The sequence below is a fragment of the Alcaligenes faecalis genome (assembly GCF_009497775.1).
Taxonomy (GTDB): Bacteria; Pseudomonadota; Gammaproteobacteria; order Burkholderiales; family Burkholderiaceae_B; genus Alcaligenes; species Alcaligenes faecalis_D.
On record NZ_CP031012.1, the window covers coordinates 3,937,139 to 3,951,655 of the forward strand.

Consider the following 14,517-nt stretch of genomic DNA (forward strand, 5'->3'; position numbering starts at 1 on the left):
CACGCCCAAGGGCGGCAAGGAACTCTGGAACCGGGATAAAGGGTGCAGGCGGCTGCCTGCGCCCTCCTCAAGCGACGTCTATCAGTACATCACCACCGAACGGATGGATTTACCGGCATTCATCAGGTCAAAGCCTTCGTTGATGCGCTCCAGCGGCAGGGTGTGGGTGATCAGATCGTCGATATTGATCTTGCCATCCATGTACCAGTCCACAATCGTGGGCACGTCGGTACGACCACGAGCGCCACCAAAGGCGGAGCCCTTCCATTCGCGACCCGTTACCAGCTGGAACGGACGGGTGGAGATTTCGGCACCGGCCTCGGCCACACCAATAATGATGGACTGGCCCCAACCGCGGTGGCAGCACTCCAGTGCCTGACGCATCACCTTGGTGTTGCCGATACATTCAAAGGAGTAATCCGCGCCGCCATCTGTCAGTTGAATGATGTGGTCCACCACGTTTTCAACTTCATTGGGGTTCACGAAATCGGTCATGCCGAACTGGCGAGCCATGGCTTCGCGCTCGGGGTTGATGTCCACGCCAATGATCTTGCCAGCGCCGACCATCTTGGCGCCCTGTATCACGTTCAGGCCAATACCGCCCAAGCCGAACACCACCACGTTGGCACCCGCTTCCACTTTGGCGGTAAACAGCACAGCGCCCAAGCCTGTGGTCACGCCACAGCCGATGTAGCACACCTTGTCGAAAGGCGCGTCGTTACGAATCTTGGCCAAGGCAATCTCCGGCACCACGATGTGATTGGCGAAGGTCGATGTGCCCATGTAGTGGTGCACAGGCTTGCCACCAATGGAGAAACGCGAGGTGCCGTCGGGCATCAGGCCCTTGCCCTGAGTAGAGCGAATGGCGGTACACAGGTTGGTCTTGCGCGACAGGCAGGATTTGCACTGACGGCACTCGGGTGTGTACAGAGGGATCACGTGATCGCCAGGACGCAGGCTGGTCACCCCAGCGCCTACATCCAGCACCACGCCTGCGCCTTCATGGCCCAGGATGGCTGGGAACAAACCTTCTGGATCCGCGCCAGACAAGGTGTAGTAATCGGTATGGCAAATGCCCGTCGCCTTGATCTCGACCAGCACTTCGCCCGCTTTGGGACCTGCCAGATCGACCTCTTCAATCGTTAGCGGTGCGCCCGCTTTCCAGGCAACAGCTGCACGTGTTTTCATGTGGTCCACCCTCCGGGTAAAAGTAATTATGGTTACGGCAAACTCGGTCCTTCGGGACCAAACTCTTAAAGTATAGAGAGTATTTTATAAGGCTCGGCCCGGCTGGCGGCACCTTGTATGGGTAAAGACCCGTACAAATTGCCTGGCAGGCATCAATACAAGGACGATTTGCCCGTCAGAAGCACGCCCAGACGCAACATCCCGTAGGCCAGATAATCGCCCAGTCGGCTGAACAAACCCAGGCGCTGGTACTGCTCCGGGTAGACGCGGGCGGCATTGTGTTCGATCTCGTATTCCAGCTTGGCCTGCAAATCCTGGGTGAAAGGCACATCCTGAATCAGCACATTGGCCTCGCGCGCCAGCAGCAGGCTGAACGGATCCAGATTGGACGAGCCCACCATGGAGTAATCGTCGATCACGGCGACTTTGGCGTGCAAATAGCTGGCCTTGTACTCGTACAGCTCGATGCCATGATCCAGCAACTGCCCATACATGAATCTACAGGCCCGATATTGCAGGAAGTATTCAGCATGGCCTTGCAGCAACAAACGCACCCGCACGCCTCGTTCCGCCGTCTGCTCGATACGACGGCGCAAGGTCCGGCCCGGAAAGAAGTAGGCATTGGCCAGCACCACCTGCTCCTGCGCCTTGCCAAGCAAGTGCAGATACGCCTGCTCTATTTGCTGACGATGGCGCACATTGTCCCGCAGCAGCAAGCTGGCCCGTACCCCTTCAAACACCTGCCCGGCCTGCTCCGCCTTCTTACGGGCCTGACGCCGCTTGCGCCATTCACGCCACAGGGTGAAACGCTGGGTGAAGCTATCCCAGTCCTTGCGCCTGCGCCAGGCCATGCGCAGCCATAGTGCCTGCTGGGCACGCACCATATCGTCCACAATCGGCCCTTCGCAACGCACGGCAAAATCAAAGCGCGGCCTGCCCTGCCCGTTGATCAAGGGCACTTCATCAAAGTCATCCAGAATATTGATGCCGCCCACAAAGCCAATGCGCTCATCAACCACCAGCATTTTCCGGTGCAGCCTGCGCAGGCGTCGCAAGGACAGGCGCGGTTCACGCCACCCTTGGGGCTTGGGGCGATAAATCCGGTAGCGGGCACGCATGGCCTTCAGTTGCTCGGCAATCTGCAAGGCATGCACATCGCTGCCAAAGCCATCAATCACCACGCGCACGCGCACACCGCGCTCACAGGCGCGACGCAAGGCGTCCAGAACGCTGTGACCGCTGTCATCCAGGTTGAAGATGTAGGTTTCCAGATGCAGGCGCTTTCTGGCCTGATCGATAGCCTCGCAAATAGCCGGAAAGAACTCCTGGCCGTTTTGCAGCAGCGTGATTTGATTACCTTCGTGCCAAAGTGGATCGCGCTTCAGACTCGGCATGCTTGCTAGGCCTATGCGTTAAGAAACCACTGAACGCCCTTTAAGGCAGCTCCAGCTCGGTCAGGATGGGGGCATGGTCGGACAACTGTTTCCAGGGGTCGCCCACCAGCACGCGGGCATTACGCACCGCAAAACCACGCTGATAGACACGGTCCAGACGTAGCCAGGGGAATGCCGCGGGAAAGGTCCGAGGAGGTGGCGTCATGCGTGCGGCACCATTCACGCCCAGCTGAATGCCTTGATCCGGCACGACCAGCCCGCTTTTGCGCATGGTACGCAGCCACTTGATGGGCTGACGCAGACGGAAACGGTTATCGGCCTGACCACGAGGCGAGAAAGAAAACACCTCGTACAGATTCAGCTGCTGCACAAAGATGGGGGCCAGCCGGTTATTCCAGTCGTTGAAGTCGCCTGCGATCAGCAAGGGCTCGTCCGCAGGGACAATGCGCTTGATGCGATCGAGCAAGGCCTGGACCTGGCGAACCCGGCCACTGTTGAACAGCCCCAGGTGCACCACAATGCAATGCACCGGACGGCCACCGACGTCGATAATCGCATGGAGCAAACCGCGCTGTTCCATACGGTGGTCGGAAATGTCCTGGTTTTCGTACTGCAAAATGGGAAAGCGCGACAGCAAGGCGTTGCCGTGGTCCGTATGGGGACGAACCACATTGCACCCGTAAGCCGTATTCATGCGCAAGGCAGCGGCCAGCGATTCGTGCTGGGCGTCCAGACTGCCTTGCAGCTGATTACGCCCCTGCACTTCCTGCAAAAACAACAAGTCGGGAGACAGTCCGTAAAGTCCCAGGCGCAGATCCGCCAAAGACTCCCGTTTGCCCGAAGCCGAGCGGCCTTTGTGAATGTTGTAGCTAACTACCCGAATCACTGACACGCCGTCCCCCGATCTGACTTACTTGTTTTCAACAGCCCGCAGACGAATGTGCAACTCGCGCAGTTGCTGCTCGTCCACAGCCGATGGGGCCTGGGTCAGCAGACACTGAGCACGCTGTGTCTTGGGGAAAGCAATCACGTCACGAATCGAATCGGCACCGGCCATCAAGGTGACCAGACGATCCAGACCCATAGCCAGACCACCGTGTGGAGGCGCACCGTATTGCAGCGCATCCAGCAGGAAGCCGAACTTCAGTTGTGCTTCTTCAGGGCCAATATTCAAAGCGCTGAACACTTTGCTTTGAACGTCGGCACGGTGGATACGGACCGAACCGCCACCCACTTCCCAACCGTTCAGCACCATGTCGTATGCCTTGGCAAAGGCCTTGCCGGGATCTGTTTCCAGCAGGTCTTCGTGGCCGTCTTTGGGGCTGGTGAAGGGGTGGTGAGCAGCAAAGTAGCGGTTTTCGCCCTCGTCGTATTCGAACATGGGGAAGTCCACCACCCACAGGGGTTTCCAGCCGTCTTCGGCCAGACCGTTGGCTTTACCGAATTCGCTGTGACCGATCTTGATACGCAGGGCACCAATCGCGTCGTTCACGATCTTGGCCTTGTCGGCACCAAAGAAGATCAGGTCGCCGTTCTGGGCGCCCGTGCGCTCCATCACCTGTTTCAGAACCTCAACATTGATGTTCTTGACGATAGGCGACTGCAAGCCTTCAGGGATCGAGGTCACATCGTTGACCTTGATGTAAGCCAGGCCCTTGGCGCCGTAGATGCCGACGAACTTGGTGTAGGCGTCGATTTCGCTACGGGGCATGGCGCCACCGCCTGGAATGCGCAAGGCAACCACACGGCAGGATGGGTCGTTGGCTGGTGCGGAGAAGACCTTGAAGTCCACTTCACGCATCAGGTCAGCCACGTCCACGAATTCCAGCTTGACGCGCAGGTCAGGCTTATCCGAACCGTAGCGCTGCATGGCTTCCGTCCAGCTCATGGTGGGGAACTTGGGCAGTTCCACGTTTTGCACGGTGCGGAAAATGTGCGTGACCATGCCTTCAAAGATCTCGCGAATCTGCTCTTCGTTCAGGAAGGAGGTTTCGCAGTCGATCTGGGTAAATTCAGGCTGACGGTCAGCGCGCAAGTCTTCGTCGCGGAAGCACTTGGTGATCTGGTAGTAGCGGTCAAAGCCCGACACCATCAGCATTTGCTTGAACAGCTGGGGCGACTGGGGCAGTGCGAAGAATTCGCCTGCGTTCACACGCGAGGGAACCAGGTAGTCGCGAGCGCCTTCAGGGGTGCTCTTGGTCAACATGGGGGTTTCAATATCAATGAAACCCAGGTCGTCCAGGTAGCGACGGGATTGCATGGCCACTTTGTAGCGCAGCATCAGGTTGTTCTGCATTTGCGGACGGCGCAAATCCAGCACACGGTGCGTCAGACGCGTGGTTTCGGACAGATTGTCATCATCCAGCTGGAAAGCAGGCGTGACCGAGGCGTTCAGGATTTCGATTTCGTCACAAACGATTTCGATCTCGCCCGAGCGCAGATCAGGATTAACCGTGCCTTCAGGACGAGCCTGAACGCGGCCGGTAATGCGCAAGCAGTACTCATTACGGATACGTTCGGCCACTTCAAAGGCCTGCACGTTGTCGGGGTTGACCACAACCTGCGCCAGACCCTCACGGTCGCGCAGATCAATGAAAATCACACCCCCGTGGTCGCGGCGACGATGTACCCAGCCAAACAAATTGACCGTCTGGCCCAGGTATTCTTTGGAAACCTCGCCGGTATAACACGTACGCATCTAGGATGACTCCGAAATAGTAAAAACTGCAAATTGGAAAATTCAGGTTCCAGCCAAGGGAGGTGTCCCTTCGGGACCCTCCGGCTGGTCAGAAACAGGGGGCAAAGCGATCGGCTCGGTAGGGCTGACCACTCCCATGGATACGATGTATTTAAGCGCCGCATCCACTGTCATGTCGAGCTTGTGTACATCCGCCCGAGGCATCATCAGGAAAAAACCGGAAGTCGGGTTGGGCGTGGTGGGCACGTAGACGCTGACAAAGTCATCTCCCAGAATCTGCGCCACTTGTCCGCCCGGTGTTCCGGTCAAAAAGGCAATGGTCCAGGAACCGGCCCTGGGATACTGCACCAGAACGGCCTCGCGAAACGCCTGACCATCGGGTGCCAACACCGTATCACTGACTTGTTTGACCGAATTATAAATGGAACGCACCAAAGGAATACGCCCAAGTAGCAATTCCCAACGATCCACGACTGCACGGCCCAGATAATTGGCCGCCAGCAAACCCGTGCCAAACAACACGGCCAGCACCAGCACAATTCTAAAGCCGGGAATCCGCAGGCCGAACAGGGCCTGCGAAGAAAGAAACTCCGGCACCACGCTCTCCAGCGTTTCGATCAGCAAAGTCATCACCCATACGGTGATGACCAAGGGCACCCAGATGAGCAGGCCAGTGACGAAATAACGCTTGAAGGGGCGCATAGGGAATGGTGTTAGCTGGACGATGAGGAAGAAGGTGTCGTCGAAGCAGCGGGTGTGGACGTAGAACCACTATCCGCCGGCTTGCTGCCACCCTGGTTACGAAAATCCGTTACATACCAGCCCGTACCCTTGAGCTGAAAGCCAGCCGCCGTGACCTGTTTGGTAAAGGTAGGCTGATTACATTCTGGGCAGACCTCCAAAACGGGGTCCGACATTTTTTGCAGCACATCTTTTTCGTATTGGCACGAGCTGCATTTATACGCATAGATAGGCACGACTCATCCTAACAAAAAGCCGAAACAAACTTCGAGAGACAAATAAGTAGGGTCGATACCAGCAAATTTCAAGCTGGGGACCCGCTCAAACAGAACCCGCAAAGAGTGCCCAGGGGCACTTCTGCCGTGATTTTAGCCCTTTTGGCGTTCAATCGCACTGAACTTTGCCTCAGCCAGACGGGCCGCGCCAGGCGGCCATCCGGATCAAATCAAAAATAGGCAGGCGGCAATCAGGGTCGGGACAGCCGCACTGATCAGCAAACGCAGGGGCGAAATAGCCCCGTCCGGGAAGCTGCCCTTCAAAATGGAGAAACCCGCCGGGTTGGGTGCGTTGGCAATGACGGTCAAGCCACCACCCGTTACCGCACCGGCCACCAGCATGTAGCGCCAGATATCCGAGGTGCCTTCAACCAGAGAGCCCAGATAGGTCAGGGCAGCATTGTCGGTCACAGCGGTCAACGCCGTTGCGCCCCAGAACAGCACGGTGGGCGACAAGCCGCCCAGCAGATCCTGCAACCACCACTTTTGCAAACCGCCCAGCACCACCAGACCGGCCAGAAAGAAACCCACCATCAGGCCCTCGCGCACCAGCAAAGGGTTCTGGTAATGCTTGTAGGAGTGGGCGTAGCCAATGAACAGCATCAGCAAAGCCATGAACACAATGGGGTGATGCGCGCCCAGCACGATCGCCACCAAAAAGGCTACGTGAATGGCCATGACCGTAATAGGGACGGCGCGCTGAGCCTGTTTTTCTTCCGGTATGCCCTGGCCCATTTCCAGCAAGGCCTTACGACAGATCAGGGTTACCAGACTGGCATTGATCAGCACGGCCAGAACGGCACGCCAGCCAAAGTGCGTGGACATATATGCCGTGTCCCAACCAAAGGTACTGGCGACCATCAGCACGGGCGGTGCCGCGTAAGCCGTCAACACACCACCAATAGAGACGTTTACAAACAGCACACCCACAGTCAGGTATTTGAAACCGGCATGACCCTGATGACGAAAATAGGCTTTGCGTAGCAACAAGGCAGCCAGCGTCATGGCGGCCGGCTCGGTAATCAGGGAGCCCGCCAGCGGAACGACCGACATCGTAATCAGATAGGTGGAAATCTTGTCCTGCATGGGCAAGGCACGCGCCAAAACAGAAACAGTCTTGTTCACCAGCTCCAGAATAGGACGGCTGGCCGCCACCACCATGATCGCAAACACGAACATGGGTTCCGTAAAGTTGCGCCCTTCCAGGTATTCGATGGCCGAACTCAAATCAACAAAAACAGCCATATACGCCACCAGCACACAGGCCCAGACGCCAAAAACGGCCTCGACCTCGGACAACATGTGCCACAGCCCTGCATGGCTGCCGCCTTTGTTGGCTAAACGTGCAAACACTGGAACCGAGAAGGTGTGGACGATAGCAATGGCAAAGAGCGCCGTTGCAACATACTCAAGAGGAGAGGCCATTCTTCAAACCTTTAAAGCTTTAGGTAAATTGCTTGAACGCGTTTCAAGCCAGACTGATCGTGCCCGCCAAAGCGGCTACCACCAGCAACACACCAACCCAGATATTGGCGCGGAACAGACGCAGGCCCCGCTCGGGGTAACGCACGTCAAAGTGCCGCATCTGCCACAGCAGATGAATGGCAATCACTGCCATCACCACGTAGTACAAAATCCGCTCGTTCAGCAGAAAACCGCCTACCAGCCAGCAGGCCATCGCGGCGATGTAAAAACCGCTGATCCAGGTTTTGCCTGCCTCGCGGAAACGCAGGGCCGTAGAGTGCAGGCCCAGCTTGGTATCGTCAGCCACGTCGATATAGGCATAGATGGAGTCGTAACCCACCTGCCACAAAATCGCGCCCACCCACATCAGGATGGCGCCAAAAGGCACCATATTCTGCGTGTCGGACCAGGCCATCAGCATGCCCCAGTTAAAGCAGATACCCAGGACCACTTGTGGCCAGTAGGTAAAGCGCTTGCACAAGGGGTAGATCATCACAATGGGAAACAGGGCCAGCGCCAGCCAGCGGCTGTACTCATTAATGGCAAAAAGCAGCAAGGCACACACAGCCATCTGCGCCAGCACGAAAATCACGGCCTTGCGCATGGTGAGCTGGCCGCTGGTCAGGGGCCGGAAACGGGTGCGTTCAACCTGGTGGTCGAAATTACGGTCCGCCATATCGTTAAAGCAGCAGCCAATGCCGCGCATCAACAAGGCACCCAGGGAAAAGATCACCACACGCCACAAGGTAGGAATACCGTCTGCTGCCTGCACCAGAGCGGCCAGGGCGGGCAAAAGGGTCAACCACGTACCAACGGGGCGGTCCAGCCGGCACAAGCGGGCATACGGCCCCCAGGAAGCGGGAAGATAGCGGGCCACCCAATCATTGTTGGGGCGCATATCGGACAGATCAGGGCGCGGGGAGGATTCCGAAGCGGATGGAGATGTCATAGAGGTAAAACCTAAATCCAGGCCTTGGGCCGTAGACTGAAAACAGGCATACCCTCTGGCAGAGGGTATGCGGTGGATTCCGGGAACGTGCCCATGCTCCTGGAGCACAGAAAACTGGATGGGCGGCCCTTGAAAACCACAACGCTGGCCCAGCCAGCGCATGAAAAGACGCAGACCATCAGTCTGCGTCCAGTGCCTGCCAAACAGCCATCAGGCTTCTTTGATGAGTTTACCCAAGATGGCGATGCCTTCGCGAATTTTTTCCTCAGGCACGGTGGCAAAGCTCAGGCGCAAGGTATTGCGCTTGACGTCCTTGCCCGCGTAGAAGGGCTCGCCAGGCACAAAAGCCACCAGATTTTCAATCGCTTTTTGCAACAGGGCCGTGGCATCCACGTGCTCGGGCAAGGTCACCCAAATGAACATGCCGCCTTCAGGACGGGTCCATTGGGCTGTGTCCGGGAAGTTCTTGTCCATGGCGTCCAGCATGATGGCGCACTGTTTCTGGTAAATATCGCGCACTTTGGGCAGGTGCTGTTCCAGGAAACCGTTATGTACGGCTTCGTAAACCGCCATCTGCGTCAGTGTGGACGTATGCAAGTCCGTGGCCTGCTTGATCTGCACCAGTTTGTCGATGATCTTGGCAGGAGCCACGATGTAACCCAGGCGCAGGCCGGGAGCCAGCACCTTGGAGAAGGTGCCCAAACGGATCACGGTCGCACCTGCCTTGCGGCCCAGGGACAGCAGGCTAGGCAGACGCTCGCCGGCGTAACGCAATTCGCCGTAAGGATCGTCCTCGACGATAGGGATATGCGCGGCAGCACATCGCTCCACCAGATCCTGACGACGCTCCAAAGGCAGGCGCAGGCCGGTGGGGTTCTGGAAGTTGGGCAGTGCGTACAGCAGACGGGCACCCATGGCTTCAGGAGCCGACACGTACTCGGGGATCATGCCCTGGCCGTCGGTAGGAATAGCCACGAAAGAAGGATCGTACACGGACAGAGCCTGCAAAGCGCCCAGGTAAGTAGGCGACTCCACCAGCACCTTGCTGCCTTCGTCAATGAACAGCTTGCCCAGCATGTCCAGCGCTTGCTGCGAACCGTTCACCAGCAGAATTTCATCGGCGTCCACAGGGGCGCCTTCGGCGCTCATTTGCTCTGCCAGCCATTTGCGCAGGGGCAGATAACCTTCCGTGGTGGTGTATTGCAGTGCCACACGACCCTGCTCGCTCAGTACCTTATTGAACGCGCTTTGCATTTCCTCGACAGGAAAGCCGACTGGAGTGGGCAAACCGCCCGCAAAGGAAATAATCTCGGGACGCGCAGTGACCTTGAGAATTTCACGAATTGCGGAGCCACTCAGTTTCTGGGCACGTTGGGAAAAGGTAAAAGACTGCGAGAGGGTATCCATGATTCGGGGAAGTCCTGAAGAAGAACGATTAAATACTTCATATGCAAACTTTATAGCTTGCAATAAATAACGCAGGATGCCGAAAAAACCAGGCATCCTGCACCTTTGAATGAATTATGACTCGGGTTTATTAGCGTATACCTTGCCACCAAGCGGCTTGCAGCGCAAGTAGCCCAAGGGTTTGTGCTCGGGATTTACCCTGAAAAAACGGCCTGTCCTTCAAGACGATCGTCGTGCTTTGTCTATACTCAGCTATTGTATATACAATTAAAAATCCACCCGGAGCCATGCCACCATGAGCCAGCCCCACCCTGCCACTTTGCTTCGCCTGCTGAACATCAGCAGCCTGCTCGTGCAGCCCTGGAAAAACGGTGGCGGCACCACACGTGAAGTGCTGTGCCATCCCCAACATGCCGACTACGAGCACTTTGACTGGCGCATCAGCCTGGCCCAGGTCCAGACCTCCGGCGATTTCTCCCGCTTTCCCGGCATAGACCGACACATCATGTTGATCGAGGGCGACAACATGCAATTGATTCACAACGAGCACATCCATGTGCTGCATCCGTTCCAGCCCTACGCTTTCGCGGGCGAGGACAAGATGGCCTGTTTGTTACCACTAGGCCCGACACAGGATTTGAACCTGATGCTGCGCCGGGGCAGGGCCCAGGGCAGCTTGCAAGCATGGCAGGGACGGAACGACTCCATAAGCCTGGACGCTGGCACCCACTTTCTGTATGCGCCGCAAGGCGGCTATCAGCTCCAGACCGGCACACACAGCTGGACCCTGGACGCCGGGCAAGCCCTGATGGGCAGCACACCCGCCCCCTTGTCGCTGCTACTGCAAGCCGACCACGCTGATGCCCCGCTGGTCTACGCCTATATCGCTCCCACGGAATGAAATGATGAGCTACACACTTTGGACTGATTTACGCCTGGCCCCCAACGCCGACCCCGAACACGTCATCGAAGATGCCTGTCTGGTCGAACAAGCGGGCCGTATCGCCTGGATGGGCCCACGTCATGACCTGCCCGCGCAGTGGCAACACCCCACTTACGAACACAAGCTGGGAAATCGCTGGGTGACCCCCGGCCTGATCGACTGTCACACCCATCTTGTTTACGGCGACAACCGCGCCCAGGAATTTGCCCTGCGGCTGGCTGGGGCCTCCTATGAAGAAATCGCCCGCCAGGGTGGCGGCATTGTGTCCTCCGTCAAAGCGACCCGCTCCCTGAGCGAAGACGAACTACTGGCCCAAGCCCTGCGCCGTCTGGATGCCTTGCTGGACGAAGGCGTCACCGCGATTGAAATCAAATCCGGCTACGGCCTGAATCTGGATAGTGAGCGCAAAATGCTGCGCGTCGCCCGCCGTCTGGGCGAGCTGCGCCCGGTCACAGTGCGCAGCACCTTTTTAGGTGCCCATGCCCTGCCTCCCGAATTTGCCGGGCAAACCGATGCCTATCTGGATCTGGTCTGCGATGAAATGCTGCCCGCCCTGGCACAAGAAGGGCTGATCGACGCGGTTGACGTCTTTTGCGAGCGGATCGCCTTCGATCTGAAGCAGTCCGAGCGTGTCCTGAAAGCAGCCCAAGCGCTGGGCCTGCCCGTCAAAATGCACGCCGAGCAGTTATCCAATCTGGGCGGCACGGAAATGGCGACACGCTACCAGGCCCTGTCCACCGATCATCTGGAATATCTGGATGAAGCTGGTGTCATCGCCATGAAAAAAGCTGGAACCGTGGCTGTGCTGCTGCCCGGCGCCTACTACTTCCTGCGCGAAACCCAGTTGCCCCCGATTGAATTGCTGCGCAAACACGGCGTGCCTATGGCCCTGTCCACCGACAGCAACCCCGGCACCTCCCCCTGTGCTTCCCTGTTACTCATGCTGAACATGGGCAGCACACTCTTCAGGCTGACCGTTCCCGAAGCCCTGGCAGGCGTCACCCGCCATGCCGCCCAGGCACTGGGCGCCCCGGACATTAGCGGTGAACTCAGCATCGGGTCCCGCGCCGACTTTGTCGCCTGGGACATAGACTCCCTGCCCGAGCTGGTCTACTGGCTAGGCCTGCCGCGCTGCGCCCTGGTCGTGTACCAAGGCAGCATCAGCCGTGACCTGCGTAAGGAATCACCATGAGCATCCCCCGGCAATATGAAGCACTCTGGGCCCCGTGGGCCTATCTGGACGGCCAGTGGCAAGCCAATGTGCTGCTGCGCTGGGACCAGCACGGCACACTAACAGACGTTCTACCCGAAGCCAGCCAGCAGGATATAGACGCGGCAGGCTCCGTCCACACAGCTCAGGGTGCCGTACTGCCGGGCATGCCCAATCTGCACTCACACGCTTTTCAAAGTGCCATGGCCGGGCTGACCGAGTTTCGAGGCCAAGGCCAGGACAGCTTCTGGAGCTGGCGCGACCTGATGTACCGCTTCGCCGCCCGTCTGGAGCCCGAGCACATGCAGGCCATTGCCCAATGGCTCTATATACAGATGCTGAAAGCGGGCTACACCAGCGTGTGCGAGTTCCATTATCTGCACCACCAACGCGACGGCCAGAATTACGCCCCCATAGGCCTGCTGGCCCAAGGCGTCATGGAAGCGGCCAGCGCCAGCGGGCTGGCTATTACCATGCTGCCCGTGCTGTACCAGTACAGCGATTTCGGCAGCAAAGCGCCACGCCAGGATCAACAGCGCTTTTTGAACAGCCCTACACAGTTGCTGTACCTGCTGGAGTCCTTGCACGACAGCCATCCCTTGAATGCAGACCGGCGTTACGGTGTTGCGCCCCACTCTCTGCGCGCCGCCAATGTCGGTTCTATCAATACCCTGATCGACGGCCTGCACAGTCTGCCCTCGTGCCACCCGATTCACATCCACATTGCCGAGCAGATGGCCGAAGTGCTGGCCTGCCAGGACATCAAAGGCTGCAGCCCGGTGGCCTATCTATACGACAACTTCAATGTGGACGAACGCTGGTGCCTGGTCCACGCCACTCATATCGACGAACAGGAGCGCCACCAAATTGCCCGCAGCGGTGCAGTAGCAGGCTTGTGCCTGACCACCGAGGCGAATCTGGGCGATGGCCTGTTCCCCGCCGCCACCTTTCTGGCCGAGCAAGGACGTATGGGCATAGGCTCGGACAGCCATATCTGCGTGGACTGGCGCGCCGAGCTGCGCTTGCTGGAATATGGTCAACGATTGATCAACCAGCAACGCAATGTGCTGGCTTCGCCCCAACAGCCCTTTGTGGCGGACTACCTGTTTGAAACCTGTGCGGGCGGTGGTGCACAGGCATCCGGGCGAGCCAGTGGGCAGCTCAGCCCCGGCCATCAGGCAGATTTAATGGTGATTGATCTGGAACACCCCAGTCTGGCGGGGCTGGATAAGCAGCATTGGCTGTCGGCCCTGGTCTTTTCCGAACGCGCCCACGCCAACCCGATTCGTGATGTATTCGTCAGCGGAAAAGCCTGCATTAGGGACGGACATCACCCGCAGGAAGAAGCGGCCTTTGCCGCCTATCAAGAAACGCTGGGTAGTCTACTGAACAAGGCTTAGATACAAAAAATCAGATAATGGCCTGTAAGCCCTTGTCGGCAATGATGTTCAGCAACTTGAGCGCCGGGCCAGTAGGATGGGTTTCACCTTGCTCCCACTTGCGTATGGTCGATGCCGTGGTATGCAAATAAAGCGCAAATACCGGCTGGCTGAACTTCAAGCCTTCCCGCAGCCGCTTGATATCAACCGCATCAAACTCCCGAACTGGCGGCGGACAAATTGCGTCAAACTCGCGCATCGTCACCTTGCCGATCGCTCCTACCTCCTGGAGAGCCGCCAGGTCGCCGCGTAGCGATTCGATGATCTTGCTCACAATGCACCTCCAATAACACGTCAGCCTGCAATGCATTGAACAAGGCTTCCGGGGACAAGCCCAAAAACACCTTACCGACAAATTGCAGCGTTTTCTTCTCATCCTGCGTGATGTTCCCCTTGTCACTCTTGGAGAACCCATGCAGGAACACATAACGGCTACCTATTCGGGCCGAAAGCAAACTGCGATAGCCGCCGCTTTTGCCACCACCAGGACGAGCTACCCGCTTCTTGTATAAGGCGCCCCCCAAGTCCACATCGATCAGACCGCTTTCCATCTCCTGAACCGCCTTGCACAAGGCAATATCGGGCAGCTTCTCAGCCGCCTGCCATCGCGCAAAGTCTTTGCGCTTGAGAACGCGCGTCATATCGACCTCCAAACTATACCCGTATCGGGCATACTTATCAATCTCTCGTCGTGGAGCAGCCAATTCGCAACCCGCTCGCCCCATCCCACGCGGGCTTATCCTCCTTATGAACATAGCGCATACACATCGCCACAGCCATGTGACTTGTGAGCTTTATATCCATCTTGA

13 protein-coding genes and 1 pseudogene are annotated in these 14,517 nt (G+C 57.8%); 3 read left to right on the forward strand and 11 right to left on the reverse strand.

The window, feature by feature from the left end:
* Positions 1-81: 81 nt before the first annotated feature.
* The 9 genes from DUD43_RS18045 to DUD43_RS18085 form a co-directional block, all read right to left on the reverse strand.
* Complete coding sequence (locus DUD43_RS18045; RefSeq protein WP_022983664.1) at positions 82-1,188, reverse strand: S-(hydroxymethyl)glutathione dehydrogenase/class III alcohol dehydrogenase; 1,107 nt, start codon at positions 1,186-1,188, stop codon at positions 82-84.
* A 152-nt stretch (positions 1,189-1,340) separates the two neighbouring features.
* Complete coding sequence (gene clsB / locus DUD43_RS18050) at positions 1,341-2,582, reverse strand: cardiolipin synthase ClsB (protein ID WP_153231369.1); 1,242 nt, start codon at positions 2,580-2,582, stop codon at positions 1,341-1,343.
* Positions 2,583-2,622: 40 nt separating this feature from the next.
* Positions 2,623-3,474, reverse strand: a complete 852-nt coding sequence (locus tag DUD43_RS18055; RefSeq protein ID WP_153231370.1) for an endonuclease/exonuclease/phosphatase family protein — start codon at positions 3,472-3,474, stop codon at positions 2,623-2,625.
* 18 nt (positions 3,475-3,492) lie between these two features.
* Complete coding sequence (gene aspS, locus DUD43_RS18060) at positions 3,493-5,280, reverse strand: aspartate--tRNA ligase (RefSeq protein ID WP_153231371.1); 1,788 nt, start codon at positions 5,278-5,280, stop codon at positions 3,493-3,495.
* 42 nt (positions 5,281-5,322) lie between these two features.
* Positions 5,323-5,982 carry a DUF502 domain-containing protein gene (locus DUD43_RS18065; protein ID WP_153231372.1) on the reverse strand — a complete coding sequence of 220 codons (660 nt, stop codon included), beginning with the start codon at positions 5,980-5,982 and terminating at the stop codon, positions 5,323-5,325.
* 11 nt (positions 5,983-5,993) lie between these two features.
* A complete protein-coding gene (locus DUD43_RS18070) occupies positions 5,994-6,197 on the reverse strand; it encodes an FmdB family zinc ribbon protein (protein ID WP_332840192.1) in 204 nt (67 codons plus the stop codon).
* A gap of 264 nt (positions 6,198-6,461) precedes the next feature.
* Positions 6,462-7,721, reverse strand: coding sequence for a putative Na+/H+ antiporter (locus DUD43_RS18075; RefSeq protein ID WP_153231373.1), 1,260 nt, complete (start codon positions 7,719-7,721; stop codon positions 6,462-6,464).
* A gap of 43 nt (positions 7,722-7,764) precedes the next feature.
* The gene (gene ubiA, locus DUD43_RS18080) at positions 7,765-8,709 is read right to left on the reverse strand and encodes a 4-hydroxybenzoate octaprenyltransferase (RefSeq protein ID WP_045929775.1); all 945 of its coding nucleotides are present in this window, start codon (positions 8,707-8,709) and stop codon (positions 7,765-7,767) included.
* Between the two features lie 210 nt (positions 8,710-8,919).
* Complete coding sequence (locus DUD43_RS18085; RefSeq protein ID WP_086061620.1) at positions 8,920-10,116, reverse strand: PLP-dependent aminotransferase family protein; 1,197 nt, start codon at positions 10,114-10,116, stop codon at positions 8,920-8,922.
* A 295-nt stretch (positions 10,117-10,411) separates the two neighbouring features.
* Between DUD43_RS18085 and DUD43_RS18090 the strand changes: the two genes are divergently transcribed.
* From DUD43_RS18090 to DUD43_RS18100, 3 genes are read left to right on the forward strand one after another with little or no spacing between them, the layout of a single operon-like run.
* Positions 10,412-11,017, forward strand: a complete 606-nt coding sequence (locus DUD43_RS18090) for a HutD family protein (protein ID WP_153231374.1) — start codon at positions 10,412-10,414, stop codon at positions 11,015-11,017.
* A gap of 4 nt (positions 11,018-11,021) precedes the next feature.
* A complete protein-coding gene (hutI, locus tag DUD43_RS18095; RefSeq protein ID WP_153231375.1) occupies positions 11,022-12,251 on the forward strand; it encodes an imidazolonepropionase in 1,230 nt (409 codons plus the stop codon).
* Positions 12,248-13,669 carry a formimidoylglutamate deiminase gene (locus DUD43_RS18100; protein WP_153231376.1) on the forward strand — a complete coding sequence of 474 codons (1,422 nt, stop codon included), beginning with the start codon at positions 12,248-12,250 and terminating at the stop codon, positions 13,667-13,669. The genes hutI and DUD43_RS18100 overlap by 4 nt, the downstream gene beginning before the upstream one ends.
* A gap of 10 nt (positions 13,670-13,679) precedes the next feature.
* Here the strand turns inward: DUD43_RS18100 and DUD43_RS18105 are convergent, their stop codons facing one another.
* Together DUD43_RS18105 and DUD43_RS18110 are read right to left on the reverse strand one after the other, a co-directional pair.
* Positions 13,680-13,982 (reverse strand): helix-turn-helix domain-containing protein, encoded by a 303-nt coding sequence (locus tag DUD43_RS18105; RefSeq protein ID WP_153231377.1) that lies wholly within the window; start codon positions 13,980-13,982, stop codon positions 13,680-13,682.
* Positions 13,969-14,349: pseudogene (locus DUD43_RS18110) on the reverse strand (type II toxin-antitoxin system RelE/ParE family toxin); the annotation flags it as partial. The pseudogene DUD43_RS18110 and the gene DUD43_RS18105, both read right to left, overlap by 14 nt.
* Between the last annotated feature and the right edge of the window lie 168 nt (positions 14,350-14,517).

What these genes read in the sequence shown, in the direction of transcription:
- DUD43_RS18045 (WP_022983664.1), bottom strand. Translation starts at nt 1,188, where the DNA reads ATGAAAACACGTGCAGCTGTTGCCTGGAAAGCGGGCGCACCGCTAACG.
- clsB (WP_153231369.1), bottom strand. Translation starts at nt 2,582, where the DNA reads ATGCCGAGTCTGAAGCGCGATCCACTTTGGCACGAAGGTAATCAAATC.
- aspS (WP_153231371.1), bottom strand. Translation starts at nt 5,280, where the DNA reads ATGCGTACGTGTTATACCGGCGAGGTTTCCAAAGAATACCTGGGCCAG.
- DUD43_RS18065 (WP_153231372.1), bottom strand. Translation starts at nt 5,982, where the DNA reads ATGCGCCCCTTCAAGCGTTATTTCGTCACTGGCCTGCTCATCTGGGTG.
- DUD43_RS18070 (WP_332840192.1), bottom strand. Translation starts at nt 6,197, where the DNA reads ATGTCGGACCCCGTTTTGGAGGTCTGCCCAGAATGTAATCAGCCTACC.
- DUD43_RS18075 (WP_153231373.1), bottom strand. Translation starts at nt 7,721, where the DNA reads ATGGCCTCTCCTCTTGAGTATGTTGCAACGGCGCTCTTTGCCATTGCT.
- ubiA (WP_045929775.1), bottom strand. Translation starts at nt 8,709, where the DNA reads ATGACATCTCCATCCGCTTCGGAATCCTCCCCGCGCCCTGATCTGTCC.
- DUD43_RS18085 (WP_086061620.1), bottom strand. Translation starts at nt 10,116, where the DNA reads ATGGATACCCTCTCGCAGTCTTTTACCTTTTCCCAACGTGCCCAGAAA.
- DUD43_RS18090 (WP_153231374.1), top strand. Translation starts at nt 10,412, where the DNA reads ATGAGCCAGCCCCACCCTGCCACTTTGCTTCGCCTGCTGAACATCAGC.
- hutI (WP_153231375.1), top strand. Translation starts at nt 11,022, where the DNA reads ATGAGCTACACACTTTGGACTGATTTACGCCTGGCCCCCAACGCCGAC.
- DUD43_RS18100 (WP_153231376.1), top strand. Translation starts at nt 12,248, where the DNA reads ATGAGCATCCCCCGGCAATATGAAGCACTCTGGGCCCCGTGGGCCTAT.